The organism is Mycolicibacterium arcueilense (genome assembly GCF_058536225.1).
In genome coordinates, this window is sequence record NZ_JBZTYL010000010.1 from 210,877 (window position 1) to 229,702 (window position 18,826).

General features: G+C 68.1%; 15 protein-coding genes. 8 read left to right on the forward strand and 7 right to left on the reverse strand.

Translation table 11 applies throughout. The features are described 5' to 3' along the window. Window positions 1–38: 38 nt before the first annotated feature. Together AC4LGL_RS16225 and AC4LGL_RS16230 are read right to left on the reverse strand one after the other, a co-directional pair. Window positions 39–389 (reverse strand): metallopeptidase family protein, encoded by a 351-nt coding sequence (locus AC4LGL_RS16225; protein WP_491839649.1) that lies wholly within the window; start codon window positions 387–389, stop codon window positions 39–41. A gap of 2 nt (window positions 390–391) precedes the next feature. Continuing rightward, window positions 392–1,828 (reverse strand): septum formation family protein, encoded by a 1,437-nt coding sequence (locus AC4LGL_RS16230; RefSeq protein ID WP_491839650.1) that lies wholly within the window; start codon window positions 1,826–1,828, stop codon window positions 392–394. A gap of 155 nt (window positions 1,829–1,983) precedes the next feature. Here AC4LGL_RS16230 and serS point away from each other — a divergent pair, with 155 nt between their 5' ends. Next, window positions 1,984–3,240 (forward strand): serine--tRNA ligase, encoded by a 1,257-nt coding sequence (gene serS / locus AC4LGL_RS16235; RefSeq protein WP_491839651.1) that lies wholly within the window; start codon window positions 1,984–1,986, stop codon window positions 3,238–3,240. 33 nt (window positions 3,241–3,273) lie between these two features. Beyond that, a complete protein-coding gene (locus AC4LGL_RS16240) occupies window positions 3,274–6,597 on the forward strand; it encodes an ATP-binding protein (RefSeq protein ID WP_491839652.1) in 3,324 nt (1,107 codons plus the stop codon). 16 nt (window positions 6,598–6,613) lie between these two features. On the opposite strand, the gene AC4LGL_RS16245 is transcribed toward AC4LGL_RS16240, so the two are convergent. After that, on the reverse strand, window positions 6,614–7,321 hold the full coding sequence (locus tag AC4LGL_RS16245; protein WP_491839653.1) for a hemerythrin domain-containing protein: 708 nt from the start codon (window positions 7,319–7,321) through the stop codon (window positions 6,614–6,616). A 120-nt stretch (window positions 7,322–7,441) separates the two neighbouring features. Here AC4LGL_RS16245 and AC4LGL_RS16250 point away from each other — a divergent pair, with 120 nt between their 5' ends. Next, on the forward strand, window positions 7,442–8,260 hold the full coding sequence (locus AC4LGL_RS16250) for a DUF5718 family protein (protein ID WP_491839654.1): 819 nt from the start codon (window positions 7,442–7,444) through the stop codon (window positions 8,258–8,260). A gap of 3 nt (window positions 8,261–8,263) precedes the next feature. On the opposite strand, the gene AC4LGL_RS16255 is transcribed toward AC4LGL_RS16250, so the two are convergent. Beyond that, a complete protein-coding gene (locus AC4LGL_RS16255; RefSeq protein WP_448446133.1) occupies window positions 8,264–8,599 on the reverse strand; it encodes a hypothetical protein in 336 nt (111 codons plus the stop codon). Further along, entirely contained in the window at window positions 8,596–10,152 is a 1,557-nt protein-coding gene (locus AC4LGL_RS16260) for a Rieske 2Fe-2S domain-containing protein (RefSeq protein WP_491839655.1), read from the reverse strand. The genes AC4LGL_RS16255 and AC4LGL_RS16260 overlap by 4 nt, the downstream gene beginning before the upstream one ends. A 90-nt stretch (window positions 10,153–10,242) precedes the next feature. On the opposite strand from AC4LGL_RS16260, the gene AC4LGL_RS16265 reads away from it, so the two are divergent. Genes AC4LGL_RS16265 through AC4LGL_RS16275 form a run of 3 tightly spaced genes read left to right on the forward strand, consistent with a single transcriptional unit; the run spans window position 10,243 to window position 12,672 of the window. Continuing rightward, on the forward strand, window positions 10,243–11,052 hold the full coding sequence (locus AC4LGL_RS16265) for a lysophospholipid acyltransferase family protein (RefSeq protein ID WP_491839656.1): 810 nt from the start codon (window positions 10,243–10,245) through the stop codon (window positions 11,050–11,052). A gap of 7 nt (window positions 11,053–11,059) precedes the next feature. Next, window positions 11,060–11,848: a lysophospholipid acyltransferase family protein gene (locus tag AC4LGL_RS16270; RefSeq protein WP_491839657.1), complete on the forward strand. Its 789-nt coding sequence runs from the start codon at window positions 11,060–11,062 to the stop codon at window positions 11,846–11,848. Further along, the gene (locus AC4LGL_RS16275; protein WP_491839658.1) at window positions 11,848–12,672 is read left to right on the forward strand and encodes an HAD family hydrolase; all 825 of its coding nucleotides are present in this window, start codon (window positions 11,848–11,850) and stop codon (window positions 12,670–12,672) included. Before AC4LGL_RS16270 ends, AC4LGL_RS16275 begins: the two co-directional genes overlap by 1 nt. Window positions 12,673–12,693: 21 nt before the next feature. On the opposite strand, the gene AC4LGL_RS16280 is transcribed toward AC4LGL_RS16275, so the two are convergent. Beyond that, the gene (locus AC4LGL_RS16280; RefSeq protein WP_491839659.1) at window positions 12,694–14,301 is read right to left on the reverse strand and encodes an N-acetylmuramoyl-L-alanine amidase; all 1,608 of its coding nucleotides are present in this window, start codon (window positions 14,299–14,301) and stop codon (window positions 12,694–12,696) included. Window positions 14,302–14,429: 128 nt separating this feature from the next. Next, window positions 14,430–15,380 (reverse strand): hypothetical protein, encoded by a 951-nt coding sequence (locus AC4LGL_RS16285; RefSeq protein ID WP_491839660.1) that lies wholly within the window; start codon window positions 15,378–15,380, stop codon window positions 14,430–14,432. A gap of 239 nt (window positions 15,381–15,619) precedes the next feature. Between AC4LGL_RS16285 and glf the strand changes: the two genes are divergently transcribed. Together glf and AC4LGL_RS16295 are read left to right on the forward strand one after the other, a co-directional pair. Next, on the forward strand, window positions 15,620–16,870 hold the full coding sequence (glf, locus tag AC4LGL_RS16290; protein ID WP_491839661.1) for a UDP-galactopyranose mutase: 1,251 nt from the start codon (window positions 15,620–15,622) through the stop codon (window positions 16,868–16,870). After that, on the forward strand, window positions 16,867–18,825 hold the full coding sequence (locus tag AC4LGL_RS16295) for a glycosyltransferase (RefSeq protein WP_491839662.1): 1,959 nt from the start codon (window positions 16,867–16,869) through the stop codon (window positions 18,823–18,825). The genes glf and AC4LGL_RS16295 overlap by 4 nt, the downstream gene beginning before the upstream one ends. Window position 18,826 lies beyond the last annotated feature (1 nt).

The following is an 18,826-nucleotide window of genomic DNA, read 5'->3' on the forward strand; positions in this document are numbered from 1 at the left end:
AGCACTGCGGGCTGACAAAACCCGGTTGCCGCGCGGGCTCATCCCCAGCCCAGTTCGTGCAGCCGCTCGTCATCGATCCCGAAGTGGTGTGCGATCTCGTGGATCACGGTGATGGCCACCTCGTCGACCACATCGGCCTCGCTGTCACAGAAATCCAGCAGGGCCCCGCGGTAGATCGTGATGGTGTCCGGCAATGAGCCGGCGTACCAGGAATCCCGCTCGGTCAGCGCGACGCCCTGGTACAGGCCCAGGATCTCGGGCTCCTCGGGATCGCGGTCCTCCACCAGGATCACGACGTTGTCGATCGCGGCCGTCAACCGCGGAGGGATCAGGTCGAGCGCATCGGATACCAACTCGTCGAACCGCTGCGAGCTCATCCGCACCGGCACGGCTACGGCGCCGGCGGTACGGGGGCAGGCTCACCCGGAGGCGGGCCCGCGGGTGGTGCCGCACCATCGGGAGCCGGCGCGGGGCCCTGCTCGGGTGCCGGGGCCGGTGCCTGCTCGGGCGGCGGCGGGTTGAAGGTGTTGGCCTGCGTCGGAGCCGGCGCTGCGGTGGTCGAGGCCTGCGGCATGTGCTGGCCGCTCGACGAGGATCCCGACGAACCCGAGGACCCCGACGAGCTCGATGAGCCGGAACCGGACGAATTGGATCCCGACGAACCGGATCCCGACGACGAGGACGAACCTGACGACGAGGACGAACCCGACGACGAGGACGAGGACGAGGTCTCGTCCACATCCGGCATCGGGATGGGCGGCATGTTGAGCCGCTCCTCCGGGATGTCAGGCGGCGCCACCGGGGGCTGTCCGTTGATCATCAGCGGGCCCTTGGCGCTGTTGACCAGTGTCGACCAGCCGCCGTTGCCCAGCGTGGCGCCGATGCTGCACGACACCTGGTGGCTGCCCGCCGACCAGCTGGGCAGTGAGATCGTGCTGTAGCTCAGTGCCAGCGTGGTGGTGCGCAACTGGACCGGGGCGAGGTAGGTATCGGTCTGCGCGGTGCACGCGTCCTTGATGAAGTTGTCCTGATCGCCCTCGGCAGGCAATCCGCCCGGGAACTTCTCGGCGAGGTTGACCGCGCCGGTGACCTCCATGGCGTGCGGTGCCGCGCAATCGACCGGGACGTCGGTGGGCTGGTTGGTGGCGGCGTCGATTCCGAGGCACGTGCCGGCGGCCCAGACCTTCGACTGATCGACGTCGGATACCTTGCCCGCCGACTCCAACTGGCCGTCGCCGGGGCCGAGCAGTTGCAGCCCGCACAGCATGCGCCGCTCACCGGACTGCTTCCAGGCCTTCTCGCCCGACCACAGCAGCCCGATCGTGTACTTGCCGTTCGGGTCGTACTTCGGACCCAGGTAACTACGGACCGACGGGGTGCACTGCTCCTGGCTGATCTGCTTGATCCGGTCCACCGACGGCGGCGGCGCACCTGGCCCGTACTCGCTGCCGGGGAAGGTACGCATGTCGACGGCCTGGGCGACCTCGAAGCGATGGTTGTCCTTGCAGTCCACGATGTGGGCGGCGTCAGGGTTGCGGCCGGGCCAGTTCAGGCAGTCGCCGCGCTTGACGTGATTGAAGGTGTCGTTGCCGCGCGGCCCGAGGGCGATCGCGCCCGGTGCGGAGTTCGATCCCCCACCCATGGGCAACGCGGTGATCAGGCCGGCGATGAGCAGCGCGCCGAGCGCGGTCAACAGCAGCGCACGTCGCGTCGACGCGGCCGCAAGACTCTGCCACCACCGTTCCCTCGCGGGTTGTCCGTCCGGAAGAGGTTCGGCGAGCAGGGCCCCGTGCTCGGGGTACTCGGGGTGCTCGGGTGCTTCCAACATTGCCCTCCATTGTGACAGGCGTGTCAGCCCCTGTGACAAGTGATGCGGTTGTAATGTTGCGAGGTTGTGCCCGGAGGCCGTCACACTCGACCGGCGCCACCTGTTCGACCACCTCAGATGTACGTCTTCGCACTTCAAAAAGTAGGGTTGCGCCCGTGATCGACCTCAAGCTGCTGCGCGACAATCCCGACATCGTCCGTGCGTCGCAACGAGCCCGCGGGGAAGACCCGGCGCGCGTCGACGCCCTGCTGCAGGCCGATGCGGCGCGGCGGGCCGCGATCTCGACGGCCGACAATCTGCGGGCCGACCAGAAGGCCGCCAGCAAGCTGGTGGGCAAGGCGACATCCGAGGAACGTCCGGCCCTGCTGCAGCAGGCCAAGGACCTGGCCGAGCAGGTCAAGGCCGCCGAGGTGGCGCAGGCCGAGGCCGAGAGCGCCTTCACCGCTGCGCACATGGCGATCGGCAACGTGATCATCGACGGTGTGCCCGCCGGCGGCGAGGACGACTTCGCGCTGCTGGACACCGTCGGCGAGCCGCGGGCGATCGAGAACGCCAAGGACCACCTCGAGCTGGGCGAGGCGCTCGGGCTCATCGACATGGAACGCGGCGCCAAGGTGTCGGGTTCGCGGTTCTACTTCCTCACCGGTGCCGGTGCGCTGCTACAGCTGGGCCTGCTGCAGCTGGCCACCCAGGTGGCCGTGGCGAACGGGTTCACACTGATGATCCCGCCGGTGCTGGTGCGCCCGGAAGTCATGGCGGGCACCGGATTCCTCGGCGCCCACGCCGACGAGATCTACCGGCTCGAAGCCGACGACCTGTACCTGGTCGGCACCTCCGAGGTGCCGCTGGCGGGCTACCACTCGGGCGAGATCCTGGACCTGTCCGATGGTCCGAAGCGGTATGCCGGCTGGTCGTCGTGCTTCCGGCGCGAGGCCGGCAGCTACGGCAAGGACACCCGCGGCATCATTCGCGTGCATCAGTTCGACAAGGTCGAGGGCTTCATCTACTGCAAGCCCGAGGACGCCGAGTCCGAGCACCAGCAACTGCTGGGCTGGCAGCGCCAGATGCTGGCGGCGATCGAGGTGCCCTACCGGGTGATCGACGTCGCCGCAGGCGATCTCGGCTCCTCGGCGGCACGCAAGTACGACTGCGAGGCATGGGTGCCCACCCAGCAGACCTACCGGGAGCTCACCTCGACCTCGAACTGCACGACGTTCCAGGCGCGGCGATTGGCCACGCGCTACCGCGACGAGAACGGCAAGCCGCAGATCGCCGCCACGCTCAACGGCACGCTGGCCACCACGCGCTGGCTGGTGGCGATCCTGGAGAACCATCAGCAACCGGACGGCAGCGTGCGGGTACCCGAGGCGCTGGTGCCGTTCGTCGGCACCCCGGTGCTGGAACCCCGGTAACCGTCCACACCGCGGCCCAGTAGAACTGCGGACATGTCGGGGGACAGCGTGGTACGGGTGAGGGTGCTCGGGCCCGTACAGGCCTGGGTGGGCGGGCAGCCGGTGGATCTGGGGGCCCGGCTGCAACGGGCGCTGCTGGCGAGATTGGTTGTCGCACACGGACACACGGTGTCTGTCGACCGTCTCATCGATGACCTGTGGGAGGGCGAGCCACCGCCCAAGGCATTGGCGGCTCTCCAGGTGTACGTGTCGCATCTGCGGCGGGCACTCGAGCCGGGGCGGCAGCGTCGGGCCCCGGCCCGCATCCTGGTGAGCGCTGCGCCCGGATACTGTCTGCGACTGCCGGCCGACGCCGTCGACTCCTGGCATTTCGAGGCGAAAGTCACTGCCGCATATGGGGAATCGGATCCGCAGCAACGCGTGTTCCTGCTCGACGAGGCCTTGGCCGACTGGTCGGGAGACCCGTTCGCGGGGGCGGGCGATGCGCTGTGGGCAGCGCCCGAGATCGCCCGGCTGACCGAGCTCCGGCTGGCCGCGGTGGAGGCCCGGGCCGCTGCCCAGGTCGAGCTGGGCCGGTACGGCACCGCGATCGCCGCGCTGGAACGGCATGTCGGTGAGCGTCCCGGCCGCGAGGGTGCCGCTGCCGTGCTGGCGACGGCGCTGTATCAGACCGGACGCCAGACCGACGCGCTGGAAGTGCTGCGGCGCACCCGCGACCACCTCGTCGACGAGCTCGGTCTGGAACCGGGCCGCGCGCTGCGCGACCTCGAGAGCGACATCCTGCGCCAGGCCGACCATTTGGAGCCCTCCCGCCCGGCCCAGCCGGCGATCCCGGAGGTCGTCGCGCCCGGCGGCCCAGAATTGACCGCTTACGGCCGGGCCGAGGAATTCGCCGAGATCGACACTGCCGCACGCGCTGTCGCCGCCGGCAGCAGCGCCGTGCTGTGGATCGGGGGAGAGGCGGGATCCGGTAAGACCACCCTGGCGGCCGCGGCGACAGCCCGGTTGCGGGCTGCGGGCTGGCGCACCGTGCTCGGCCGTTGCCCAGAGGTCCACGGCGCGCCGGCGGGGTGGGCGTGGACCGAGGTGCTACGCGAGCTGCTGGAGGCGGGAGCATCGGCGGACGACGGAAGGCAGGCGTTGGCACCGCTGCTGCACGACGTCGCCGCGGTCGAGCCGGGCACGTTCTGGCTGGGGCATGCGGTGGCCGACGTGTTGAGCGCGGTCGCAGGCAGTCAGCCGTTGGCGGTGGTCCTCGACGACCTGCACCGCACCGACGGCCTGACCTTGGAGCTCCTGCGGCTGGTGGCCGACCGGATCAGGGATCTTCCGGTGTTGGTCATCGGCACCTATCGCCCGTCGGAGGACCGCGGCGAACTCGAGGTGGCGCGGGCGGCGCTGACGGTGCACACCGCGGCACATCTCATGCTCGACGGTCTGGACGCGGCGGCCACGGCCGCGCTGGCAGCGGACTACGGACTAACCGCCGCCAGCGGGGAGGCGCTGCGACTGCTGCGTGAGCGCACCGGCGGCAACCCGTTGTTCGTCCGCGAACTGGCCCGGCTGATGGCCGCCGAGGGGTCGGACGCAGTCTGGGCCTCGGTGCCCGTCGGTGTTCGAGATGTGTTGCGCCGCAGATTGGCCCGGTTGCCGGGCCCGACCATAACGGCGTTGCGTCAAGCGGCCGTGCTGGGCCGCGACATCGACGTCGACCTGCTAGCGGAACTGGGACGCAACGATCCCGACGACCTGCTCGACGCGCTCGAACCGGCCGTCCTGCTCGGTCTGCTCGACGAGCCGGCGCCAGGCCGATTGAGGTTCGCCCACTCGCTGGTCCGCGACACGCTCTATGAGGACACCTCCAAACTGCGGCGGTCGCGGCTGCACGGTGCGGCGCTGGAGTTGTTGCGCGCGCCTGGTCGATCCGTCGACCCCGCCGCCCTGGCACACCACGCGGTGGCGTCGGCGACAGCGGAAACTGCTTTGGCCGCCACGGCTTTCGCGACAGCAGCAGCCCGCGAGGCGGATTCGGTCGGTGCTCACGTAGAAGCCGCCCGGCAGTGGCGTGCCGCGGTGCAGATGCTGGAGTTGGCGGCAAGTCGCCGGCTGCGGCCCAGCGCCGAGGGTCTCGAGCCCGAGATCGATGCCCGGTGCGGGCTCATCTCCGCACTGGCCCAGTCCGGTGACGCCGTCGCCGCGCGCATCGAGTTGAAGGCCGCGCTGCAGTTGCTGACCGGGAAGTCGCGCGACGACCTCATGGTGCGGGTACTGACCGCGTGGGACACCCCGCTGGTGTGGCGGGACCGCGAATACGACGAATCCGATGCGCAGATGATCGGCCTGCTGCGCCAGGTGCTGGCCGGTGGCCAGACGGAAGTCGCTGCGGCTGAACGGATCCGGTTGCTCAAGGCGCTCTATGTGGAGCTGGAGGGCACCGATCCGGAGGGCGCATTGGCCGCCAGCACGGAACTCCTCGAGCTGGCGCGACGCGCCTACGCCGAGGACCCAGGATCGTCGGGCCGCTTGTTGTGCACTGCCCTCAATGTCCGGGCGTACTGCGCGCTGGGCCCCGACATCGATGGCGAGCGGGAATCGACCGCTGCCGAACTGCTGCAGACCGCCGAGGCTACCGAACAGGCCGACTATCAAGCGGTGGCGCACTGGCTGCTGTCGCTGGCGGCTGGTCATCGGTCCGATCTGGTGACCGCGAAACGACACGTGGACATCGCGGTGGCCCGGGCCGGTACCGGGCAGCTCGTCCATCTCCTCGGCGTGCTGGGACTGTTCCGTGCCCGGATGTATCTGCTCGCAGCGCGATTGGACGAGGCGGTGGGCGCCTACACCGACCTGGCGGCGCGGATGGTCGAGAACGGCGCCGCCAACGGAGCCAAGCTGGCGATGGTCGGCCGGGTGACGGGTGAGTTCTGCCTCGGCGACCTCGGTGTGCTGGCCGACGAGTTGGTGTTCTTCTACCGGGAGGTGTCGGTTGCGGCGCTGGACGCCGCGGTGCTGGCGCTGATCGCGCGCGGGCGCGAGGCGGAGGCTCGCGAACTCTGGTGCGACCGGCAACCGATCGAGCGGGCGTACTTCTGGCTTCCGTTCACCGTGCTGCGCGTCAATGCGGCTGTGGCGCTCGGCGACGTCGAGGAGGCCGAGGCCCGGGCGGCCGAGCTCGAGCCCTACTCCGGTCGCATCGCCGGACTCGGTGTCGACGGTCTCATGGTGGGTCCCGTCGACGAGGCGCTGGCCGTCGCTGCCGACGCGCTGGGCCGGCCGGAGCACGCGGGCGGTTACCGGGAGGCCGCCGCGAAGCTGAGGGACCGGTTGGCGGCCGAGGCGCGGCGCTTCATCGACTGAGGCCGGCGGTGCCGGCTTATCGACTGCCGCCGGCGGTGCCGAAGACAGCCCGCTCCCGGCGCCGGTGCAGCACCAGCAGCCCGGCCAGCAGGACCCGCTGGCCGATCCCGGTGTGCTGTGTCAGCGCGGCACGCTCGTCGTCGGTCATCACCGCCACCGAGCGCGGACCGTCGAACGACATCCGGCTGCCGTCCCGGGCGGCTTTCTCCACTGCCGCCCAATCGGCCACCGAGACGTGCTCGGTGATCAGCGGGAACACCTCCATCTCCTCGTCGTTGATGTGTTCGGTCAGCAGGGCCGCCAGTTCGGCCAGCTCCATGGCCATGAGGCCGGCGATGTGGCGATCACCCATCGACAGCCGGAACGCCGCGGCGCGGGCGCGCAGCTGCTCCAACCGCGGGTCCAGCGCGGCGTGGTCGTCGATCAGCTCGCTCAGGTCCACGTGGTCGCCCACACTGGCCCGGATCGCCGGCCAGAGCACCGCATCCTCGGTGGTGTGGTGATGGTGGATGCAATCGCACAGCAGCTCGACATACCGGGAGATGGCCCGGGCCCGGCCGGGAGTGCAGATCACATCCCGGTCGCGCACCGCCGCGGCCAGGTCTGCCAGGCGGAGCAGGTCGGCCAGCATCGCGCGGTGTGCCAACGCGATACCCAGTAGGTCCGGCGCGGGGTCGCCCGCGCGACGAGGTGAGACGGTGGCGGTTGTGGTGGTTGTCGGCACGGGACACTCCTCGGATTCGGCCGATCCGGCGTGGATCGGCACTCGCGGAGCACAGCCTGGTCCCGGCGACTTAAGAGCGACTTGTTACCGGCTTGTCGCGGCCACAGTAGGGTTGCAGCCATGATCGACATCGACCTTGCCGAATTGCGCAACTGGTTCGGCTTCGGCGTGGCGGGTAACTTCGCGGGGCACCTCGAACAGGCCGGGGAGGCCGGGGATTTCGTCAAGGTTGTTACCGAAGGGTATGCGCCCAAAGGTATCTTCCCGTGGTACGCGCCCGGCCGGGACGACTTTCTGGGCGAGTTCCCGCTGTCCAGCGACGCCATCGTGCTGCCCGAGGCCGGTGAGGTTGACGGTCCGCTCAACCTTCAGATCGAGCCCGAGGTCGGGGTGGCCTGCCGGGTGGTGTGGAACGGCGACACCGTCGTGCGGCTGGAGCCGTTCGCGCTCGGTGCCTTCAACGACTGCTCGATCCGCAGGCCGGGCGCACCCAAGATCAGCTACAAGAAGAACTGGGGTCCGGCCTCCAAAGGCGTTGCGCCGCAATTCTTCGAGATCAGTGATCTCACCCCGGACGGTCCGACGGCCACCATGCGGCTGGTCTGCTACCTGAGCGAGGACGGCGGCCAGCAGCACGCCTACGGCGTGGATTCACCTCTGGTGGGCTACTCGTACTACGGCGAGGTGCTGCTGGACTGGATCGTCGAACGCCTGGCCAACCAGAAGGGCTCGGCCGACACGCCGTTGGAGGATGTCGGTGCGTTGATGGTGGCGAGCGGCCATCCCGAGAACGTGCTGATCGGCATCGGAGCCACCCGCTACACCCCGTTGGGCGAGTCCACCTTCCTCAAGCCGGGCGACGAGGCCATCGTGCGGGTGTACGACAGTGCCTCGAGCGCGGCATCCGAACTGCGGCAGGTGGTCCGCGCTGCGGACTGACGGTCAGCGCCCCAGTAGTTCGTCGAGTACCGCGATGAACTCGGCGGGCCGCTGCGGGGTGAACGCCGGGTCGGGGCGAGTCCCTTTGACCTTCAAGGTGATCAACGTCGACTTGAGGGGCCGCCACACGTCCAGCGGCAGCCAGCGGCGCAGGTCTGAACTGCCCCAGATGCGGAACCGGTTGAGGACCAGACCGAGTGATTCGGCCCGGTACCCGCTGATGGACCGCAGCGGGATCACCTTCGAGGTTCCCGACGGGAAGTGATAGCGCCGCAACGTGATCGCCTCACGGTCCAACTGGATCAGACCGTCGTCGTAGTACTGGCGTGGGGCGGTCATGACTTGCTGCAGCGCAACTCGTGGCCCTTGGTGGTCAGGCATTTGCCGTTGTCCAGGTTCCACTGCCAGCCGTGCAGGTTGCAGGTGAGGGTGTTGCCTTCCACCACACCGAATTTCGACAGGTCGGCCTTCAGGTGCGGGCAGCGACGCTGGATCTCCCACCCGTCGAGGGTGATCGACGAGGAGTCGTCGTGGGCTTCGGCGAACCAGCCGTCGGCGTAGGCGATGCGCTCAGCGGTGAGGCATTTGAAGAAGGTGTACAGGTACTCGTTGTAACCGCCCACGCGCCAGGCTTTGAACCGGGTGGACAGGAAGATGGTGTTGACCCAGTCCGGTTCGTCGTCGCGCAGCACGGTGCGCACCAGCTCGGGCGGGATCGCGAAGCCGTAGCGGAACTTCTCGTCGGCGATGGGTTCGCGGACAAGGCGTTTCGGGAAGTCCAGCACCACGGTCTCGCTGTGGTCGGGGCCGGACAGCCGCAACTCCACCGGGTAGCCGATGCCGTCGCAGATCTGGTCGGTCTGGCTCATGATCGGCTCGAACAGTGCCCGCAGCCCCGGCAGCAGAGGTTCGCCCGCCGCCGGTGCCCACGAGGCCTTCTCGGCAGCCAGGACCGGGGCCATGCGCTGGGCGAAATCCTCGATGTAGGCAGCCTTGCCGGTGGTGAAGATCACCTCCGGGTCCTCGACCGGGTGGGTCAACGAATTGAGCTGTGAGCCGGTGAAATCGGCGGCACTCCCCGGGATCATCAGCAGCCCGCCGTCATGCCCGTGGCGCCGCATCTGGTCCAGGAACACCACCTGGTCGGGGAAGATGTTGGCCGGATCGCCGTGGTCGTCGTTCAGATCGCGCAACTCGGGGTCCAGGAAGCACGGCGGACCGGCCGAGGGGATCACCCAGGTCGCGCCGACCTGTGCGATGTACTGGCGGCACCGGTCCATCTGGCGCTGCCGCTTCTGGATGCCGAAGGCCTCCTTGGCGCGGGCAGGCATGTCGTAGACCATCGGATACCAGATAGCCCCCGAGTACTGCAGCATGTGGACGTCGATCTGGCCGAAGTCCGAGTGCAGCATGTCGAGATCTACGGGGCGCGCGTCGTTCATGTTGAAGACGACGGTCTCACCGTCGTCGACCACCAGGCCCGAATCACCGATCGGGCCGTCGGCCGGGGCGCGCAGCGCGATGATCATCACATCGAGGTCGCCCTTGGGGCCGCTGACGGTGTGTTTGACCGAATCGGTGGTCTCGAAGAACCGGTGGAAGCCCAGTGCCTGCAGCTCGCGCTGCAGATCGGGCACCGGGAAGTCGGGTAACAGCACCACGGCGTCCTTGTTGACGTGGCGGCGCAGGTTCTCCGGGTCGAAGTGGTCCTTGTGCAGGTGCGACACGTAGAGGTAGTCGACATTTCCGAGGGTGTCCCAATCCAACTGCGTGTTGTCGGGGAACGGGAACCAGGAGGCGAAGTAGGCGGGGTTGACCCAGGGGTCGCACAGAATGCTGCCAGCCTTGGTCTCGATCAGGAAGCCGGCATGCCCGACGCTGGTGACCTGCACAAACGGCCTTTCGATGGAGTACTTCGATGCCCGCCCAGCCTAGCCCGAGTTGGGTGACGCGCCGATCCGGGCTGGGATTAGGCTGGCTACGTGGAACCGGTGTACGGGACTGTCATACAAGTTGCTCGGGCTGCCTGGCGTTTGCAGGGGCTGAAGTTCACGGTGACGGGGGTGGAGAACCTCCCGGTCACCGGCGGTGCGGTGGTGGCCATCAACCACACCAGCTACTTCGACTTCACCTTTGCCGGCTTGCCTGCCTACCTGCAGAAGCGGGGCCGCAAGGTGCGGTTCATGGCAAAGAAGGAAGTCTTCGACAACAAGATCACCGGACCGATCATGCGCAGCCTGCGCCACATCGAGGTGGATCGCGACAGCGGGGCCGCCTCGTTCGAATCCGCGGTCGACTACCTCAAGGCCGGTGAGCTGGTCGGGGTGTACCCCGAGGCGACGATCAGCCGCAGCTTCGAGATCAAGGACTTCAAGTCCGGCGCAGCGCGGATGGCGATCGAGGCCGGGGTGCCGATCGTGCCGCACGTCGTGTGGGGCGCCCAGCGCATCTGGACCAAGGGCCACCCGAAGAATCTGTACCGGCCCAAGGTGCCCATCTCGATCGCCCTCGGCGAGCCGATCCAGCCCACCCTGCCCGCGCCGGAGCTGACCGCACTGCTGCATTCGCGCATGCAACATCTGCTCACCCAGGTGCAGGACGCCTACGGCCCGTATCCGCCCGGTGAATTCTGGGTACCGCACCGGCTCGGCGGTTCGGCCCCGACGCTGGCCGAGGCGAACCGGATGGATGCCGAGGAGGCTGCCGCCAAGGCGGCCAAGCGAGCCGAGGCCGGACCCGCGGGGCCCACCGAACCCACCGGACCTTCTGGACCCACCGGGCTCTCGGGGTAAGTCGCGTATGGAACCGGTCTTCCGAAGTTTGGAGATTGCCGCCGGGCTCGTGGTGCGGGCCACCGGCACCCGGATCACCTTCCGTGGGCTGGACAATCTGCCCACCACAGGTGGTGCCGTCGTCGCCATCAACCACACCAGCTACGTCGACTTCCTGCCCGCTGCACTGGCCGCGACCGAACGTGGCCGCCGGATGCGCTTCATGATCAAGGCGGAGATGGAGCAGGTGAAGCCCGTGGGCTACCTGATCAGACACACCGGGACGATCCCGGTGGACCGCAGGGCGGGAGCGGGTGCCTACAGCGCAGCGGTGGACGCGTTACGCCGCGGCGAGTTGGTCGGGGTGTACCCGGAGGCGACGATCAGCCGCAGCTTCGAACTCAAGGACTTCAAGACCGGTGCGGCGCGCATGGCCCTGGAGTCCGGTGTGCCGATCATTCCGCTGATCGTCTGGGGAGCCCAGCGCATCTGGACCAAGGACCACCCGAAGTCGGTGGGGCGCAAAAAGATTCCGGTTAGTGTGGCGGTCGGCGAGCCGATCTGGGCATCAGGTCCGGTCACCCAGATCGACGACACCCTGCGGGCCGCGATGTCGGCACTACTCGAGCAGGCCCATCAGGGCTACGCCGAACCTGCCGGGGCGTACTGGGTACCGAACCGGCTGGGTGGAAGCGCGCCGACACCGGCCGAAGCGAAGGCGCTCGACGAGGCAGAACTGGCCGAACGTGCGCGCAAGCGGGCGAGCGAAGCGCCGGGAAATAGTGGCCGGGCGAGCGAAGCGACGGGAAATAATTGATGAGCGACGAACGGGCGCCGGGGCTGATCGCCTCGGACGTGGACGGAACGCTGCTCGACGAGGACGAGAAGGTCACGCCGCGCACGCGGGCGGCGGTACAGGCTGCGGTCGAGGCAGGAACGACGTTCGTCCTGGCCACCGGACGCCCGCCACGCTGGATCGCACCGGTGGTCGACGGCCTGGGCCTCGCGCCGATGGCGGTGTGCGCCAACGGCGCCGTGATCTACGACCCCGCCACCGACCGCATCGTGTCGGCGCACACGCTCTCGACCGAGGTGCTCGGTGAGCTCGCCGAGATCGCCACGCGGGTGATCCCGGGCGCGGGGCTGGCTGTGGAACGCGTGGGTCGGTCTGCGCACGACGCCGCGACCCCGCAGTTCGTCAGCTCACCGGGATACGAACATGCCTGGCTCAATCCGGACAACACCGAGGTGTCGGTGGAGGATCTGCTCAGTGCCCCCGCGGTGAAGCTGCTCATCCGCAAGGCCGGCGCACGCAGTGCGGACATGGCCGCCGAACTGCTCAAACACGTTGGCTTGCAAGGTGATATCACCTACTCGACCAACAACGGGCTGATCGAGGTGGTGCCGCTGGGCATCAGCAAGGCCACCGGTGTGGCGGAGTTGGCCGCCCCGCTGGGACTCAGCGCGACCGACATCGTCACCTTCGGCGACATGCCCAACGACATACCGATGTTGAGCTGGGCCGGGCGTGGTGTGGCAATGGGCAATGCCCACCCCGAGGCGGTGGCCGCTGCTGACGAGGTCACCGTGACCAATGCCGAGAACGGTGTGGCCCACGTGCTCGAACGCTGGTGGTCCTGAGCCGCAACCGGTTTCGCCCGGTCAGGTGATCGGGGTGAAGCGCTCCAGCTGCACCGGCTGATCGTCGGGTGACGGCGGGGGCAACTCGGTCGGCACGCCGTCGACGACACGGGTGACCGTGCCCTTCTCGCGGTCGAAGTTCAGCGTGCCGTGCTGGAAGTTCTGCACGATCCACTGGGGTTCGGGGATCTCGGAACTGGTAGGCAGGCCCAGAACTCCCCGTTCGAAGCCAAGGGTTCCCCACGCCTCGTAGATGGCGCCGGAGACCGGTTCGGCACCGCTGTCGGGCGACCAGTACACGGCACCGCGTTCGAAGGTGGCGTAGCGGGTGGTGCCTTCGCCCGCGGTCTCGGGGGAGGTCGGATTGCCCAGCATTCCGGCCGGACCGCCTGCGGCCTGCCACCGGTTGTAGATCGCGCCGCCGCGCATCTGGTCGGCGAGATCCGCGGGGCCGGGTGGCTGGTTGAACCGGGCGGCGATGTCGCGGATGTGGTCCATCTGGGCGTACGCCGCGTTGCCCGGGCAGTCGGTGATGCCGACGTCGCGGTGGGTGAAGATCGTCGGCAAAGTGGGGGTGGCTCCGCGCGGGAAGTGGGTGAAGGATCCGCCGGCGGAGGTGAGCACGACGGTGCCGTGCGGGTCGATGTGATCGAGGCCGAGCCGCCAGCCCAGCAGACGGCCGGTGTTGCGCACCTGGATCTCGGTCGGTGGCACGACGTCGAAGTCGCCCATCATCGCCACGCCCCAGGTGTCGATGTTGAAACCGCCGGTGTGGGATCCCTCGACGGGCTTGTCCATGCCGCCCGCGCGGCCCTCGAACACCTGGCCGTATTTGTCGACCATGGCGTTGTAGGCGATGTCGCACCAGCCCAGCTCGCGGGTGTGGTACTCGTAGATCGACCGGATGATGCCGGCCGAATCCTCGGGGGCGTAATCGTTGCTACCTGCCGTGTGATGGACGATGCCGGCTCGGATGCCCTTGTCGTACACGGTGTTTCCGCATCGCATCGACTCGTTGGCGCCCCACTGTGCGCGGCTGATGATCGCCGGCGGTTGGCCGGGGTTGATGGCGGCGGTAGGCAGTGGGCCGACGTCGACGGGGGCCTGGGGTGGGCTGATCAGTACCGCCGTGACGTTCTGGCCGATGGGTGCTTCGACGTTGGCAGGTACGTAGCCGAGCGCCGGCCCGGCCTTCCCCTTCTTGCCGGGAGGCGGCGGCGGGGCCTGCGGCGCGCGGGTGACGGCGATCTGCACGGTGGTGGTGCGGCCGACGAACACCGGTTCGGTGCCACGTGGGCCCGCAGTGTCGGCGCCGACCCCGTCGAGATTCTCGGCCTGGTACCAGGGTCCCCAGCTGCCGTCGTCCTTGCGGGCGCGAACCCGGGCCGAGGTGCCACGCAGGTCCGGCGAGGTGAGCGCGACCATCGAGAACGGGGTGTCCTGATGGATCTCGCGGATGCTCTCACCGACCGTGAGATTGTCGAGTGGTTGCTGTGTGAGCTGCGGTGCAGCGCTTGCCGCACTTTGCTGTTCGCTGGAATCCGATCCGGAGATGGCCCACGGCACGATCACAACCGTCGCCGCAAGTGCGGTGAAGAGAATCGACGGCGCGGAACGGCGGGACTGCACGGACTGATGTTACGTATGGGTCTGGTGTTACGAATGATTCGACACGGCCCGCGCGTCGCCTTTCACACGCAACGGCACCGCAGAGCCGATGGCTTCTGCGGTGCCGTTCTTTCAACCGGGCTTACTTACTAGGCGGGCGGTGGCGGGACCGGGGCTGGTGCTGCGGGCACCGGCGGCTTCATCGCCGACGTGATCGCGGGCATCACCATCCCCTTCAGCAGATCGATCGCCTGGCCGGCGCCGAGCTGGTTGGCGGCGCTCGACAGATCGCCGAACAGGCCGCCGCCACCACCGGTGGTGGCAGGCATCGCGGACAACGAGGGATCGGCACCCAGCAGCGGGTAGGTGCCCGCGCTGGGATCCAGTCCGATCGGAGCCGAGATCGGCACCTCACCCGGGGCGCCCAGGCCACCGCTCAGGGCCGGGTCCAGGCCCGTCGGCGAGGTGAGGCCCCCACCGCCGAGGCCGGCGGGGGTGGTGGTCAACCCACCCGGCGCGGCACCGGCCGGCGTCAACGCCGGGTTGGTGAGCGAGCCGGTCCCCGGCGGGGTGAGCGCCGGGTTGGTCAGCCCACCGGGCGCGGCCGGAAGTCCGGCCGTCGGTGAGGTCAGGCTCGGCGTCGCGCCATTGGGGCTCGTCAGCCCGGCGTCAGGGGACGTCAGGCCCGGCGAGGCGAGCCCAGGCGACGTGAGTCCGGGAGAGGTGAGCCCCGGCGAGGTGAGTCCGGGTGAGGTGAGGCCCGGGTCGGTCAGGCCCGGCGCGGTCAGCCCCGGTGACGTCAGACCCGGCGACGCCAGACCGGGAGAGGTCAGGGTCGGCGAGCCGAGCGTCGGGGTCGGCGAGGTGCCGCCCAGCATGGGCATCGGCGGCAGGTTGATGCCGAACTGGGACAGGCCCTGCGAGAGTGCGGACATCAGTTCGCCCGGCAGGTCGGTGACCAGCGCTGCCTGGGTGAACTCGCGCTCCTGCGGCGCGGGGGACAGCTGCGACATGGCAACTAGGGCGACTGGACTTGCGACTGCCACTGCGGCGACTGCGCTCATGGCTGTCGAGAGCTTGCGTCGACGGCGGTTCGGCACGGAAGTCTCCTCAATATGTTTGCAGTTAAGGACTGCATTTCGGATTGCACGGGGTGCTCTCCGCTTGCTTCATCGGCGGTTCCGGACCAGGTGGTGTGGAGCCCATGAATGCCAACGAGATCGATGTTAAGGCTGTTACTCGTGTGTCTAGAGTGACGATATTGAATCGTGAGCGAATTGCGACCTGGGGCCTTTGTCGAATTCGGGGCACGGGGTCCGGTCGGATACCCTGGCTGCCGATGACGTCCTTATCTCCCCGGGTCGCTACAGACCAGTCCAGCGGACATTTCGACTTATTCGTCGTCGGTTCCGGTTTCTTCGGTCTGACGATCGCTGAGCGCGCGGCGACGCAGCTGGGCAAGCGTGTCCTTGTTATAGAACGGCGCCCGCATATCGGCGGCAACGCCTACTCGGAAGCCGAACCGCAGACCGGCATCGAGGTCCACAAGTACGGTGCCCACCTGTTCCACACCTCCAACCAGCGGGTGTGGGACTACGTCCGGCAGTTCACCGACTTCACCGGCTATCAGCACCGCGTCTTCGCGATGCATGACGGCCAGGCCTACCAGTTCCCGATGGGGCTCGGGCTCGTCTCGCAGTTCTTCGGGCGCTACTTCACCCCCGACGAGGCCCGCGCCCTGATCAAGGAGCAGGCCAGCGAGATCGCCGGGCACGAGGCGGCGAACTTCGAGGAGAAGGCCATCTCGCTGATCGGGCGCCCCCTCTACGAGGCGTTCATGAAGCACTACACCGCCAAGCAGTGGCAGACCGACCCGCGCGAACTGCCTGCGGCCAACATCACCCGGCTGCCGGTGCGCTACACGTTCGACAACCGCTACTTCAACGACACCTACGAGGGCCTGCCGGTCGACGGGTACACCGCCTGGCTGGAGAACATGGCCGTCGACGACCGCATCGAGGTGCGGTTGGACACCGACTGGTTCGACGTCCGCGACGAATTGCGTGCCGCCAATCCCGACGCCCCGGTGGTGTACACCGGGCCACTCGACCGCTACTTCGACTACTCCGAGGGCCGGCTGGGCTGGCGCACACTGGATTTCGATCTCGAAGTATTGACAGACTGCGGTGATTTTCAAGGCACTCCCGTCATGAACTACAACGACGCCGACGTGGATTACACCCGGATCCACGAGTTCCGGCATTTCCATCCCGAGCGGGACTACCCGGCCGACAAGACGGTGATCATGCGCGAGTACTCGCGCTTCGCCGAAGAGAGCGATGAGCCGTACTACCCGATCAACACCGAGGCCGACCGCGCCCTGCTGGCCTCCTACCGGGCCCGAGCCAAGGCGGAAACCGCCTCGGCGAAGGTGCTTTTCGGCGGCCGGCTGGGCACCTACCAGTACCTCGACATGCACATGGCCATCGCCAGCGCGCTGAACATGTACGACAACACCCTGGCACCGCACCTGGCTGACGGTGCGCCGCTGGTGAACGAGCAGACCGACAAGGAAAGCAGCAACGCATGAGTGACATCCCTTCCGGCGCACTGGAGGCCGGAGAGTCCAGGGCGGTCAGTCTGCTGGCCCGCGTGATCCTGCCGCGACCGGGTGAGCCACTGGACGTCCGCAAGCTCTACCTCGACGAAGACCCGACCAATGCCCGCCGGGCCCACGCGCCGACCCGGACGACGCTGGAGATCGGCACCGAATCCGGCATCTCGTTCGCGACCTACTTCAACGCCTTCCCGGCCAGCTACTGGCGGCGTTGGTCCACCCTGAAGTCTGTGGTGCTGCGCGTGGAGTTGACCGGTACCGCCCGCGTCGACGTCTACCGGTCCAAGGCCACCGGCGCCCGGATCACCGTCGGCGGCGCCCCGGTCTCCAGCGAGACCGTCGGAACCGCCACTGAATCCATGGGCGGCCCCGCCGCCGTCGAATTCGAGATCGACCTCGCCCCCTTCGAGGACGGCGGCTGGATCTGGTTCGACATCACCAGCAATACCGCGGTGCGGGTCCACAGCGCCGGTTGGTACGCCCCGACGCCCGCGCCGGGCCGGGCGAACATCGCCGTCGGCATCCCGACCTTCAACCGTCCCTCCGACTGCGTCAACGCGCTCGCCGCGCTGACGTCGGATCCGTTGGTGGACGAGGTGGTCAGCGCGGTCATCATCTCCGATCAGGGCACCAGCAAGGCCAAGGATCATCCCGGTTTCGAGGCCGCCGCGGCAGCGCTGGGCAACCGGCTCACGATCCACAACCAGCCCAACCTCGGCGGGTCCGGCGGCTACAGCCGGGTGATGTACGAAGCGCTGAAGAACACCGACTGTGAGCAGATCCTGTTCATGGACGACGACATTCGCATCGAGCCCGATTCGATCCTGCGCGCCCTGGCCATGAACCGGTTCGCCAAGGAACCGATCCTGGTGGGTGGCCAGATGCTCAACCTGCAGGAGCCGTCGCACCTGCACATCATGGGCGAGATGGTCGACCGGACGAACTTCATGTGGTCGGCAGCCCCCAACGCCGAATACGACCACGACTTCGCCAAGTACGCGCTCGACGACACCGACTCCGACCGCAGCAAGCTACTGCACCGCCGGATCGACGTGGACTTCAACGGCTGGTGGATGTGCATGATCCCGCGGCAGGTGGCCGAGGAGCTCGGACAACCGCTGCCCTTGTTCATCAAGTGGGACGACGTCGAATACGGACTGCGCGCCGCCGAACACGGGTACCGCACGGTCACGCTGCCCGGCGCCGCGATCTGGCACATGGCCTGGAGCGACAAGGACGACGCCATCGACTGGCAGGCGTACTTCCACCTGCGCAACCGGCTGGTGGTGTCAGCGCTGCACTGGGACGGCGACGCGCGCGGGCTGCTGGCCAGCCACCTCAAGGCCACATTCAAACATCTTCTGTGCCTTGAGTATTCGACGGTCGCCATCCAGAACCGGGCCATGGAGGACTTCCTGGCCGGGCCGGAGCACATCTTCTCCATCCTGGAATCGGCCCTGCCCGACGTCCGTGCGATGTGCCAGGAGTACCCCGATGCCGTCGTAGTGGGCGGTGCCACCGAACTGCCGGCGGCCTCGGACCTCAAGCGCAAGAAGATCGGCATCCCGGTCTCCAAGCCGGCGATCGTCGTGAACCTGGCCCGCGGCGTCGTCCACCAACTGCGTCAGCACGACCCGGAAACCCATCTCCGGCCGCAGATCAACGTGGCGACCCAGGATGCCCGTTGGTTCTCCCTGTGCCGGGTCGACGGGGTCACCGTCACCACCGCCGACGGGCGCGGTGTGGTGTACCGCCAGCGGGATCGCGCCAAGATGTTCGCGTTGCTCCGTGCCTCGCTGCGCCAGCAGTTGCGTGTGGTCCGTCAGTTCGACCGACTGCGCAAGGTCTATCGTGAGGCGCTGCCGGTGCTGTCCAGCACCCAGAAGTGGGAGACGGTGTTGCTGACAGAGTCGGCGGAGAAAAACTGAC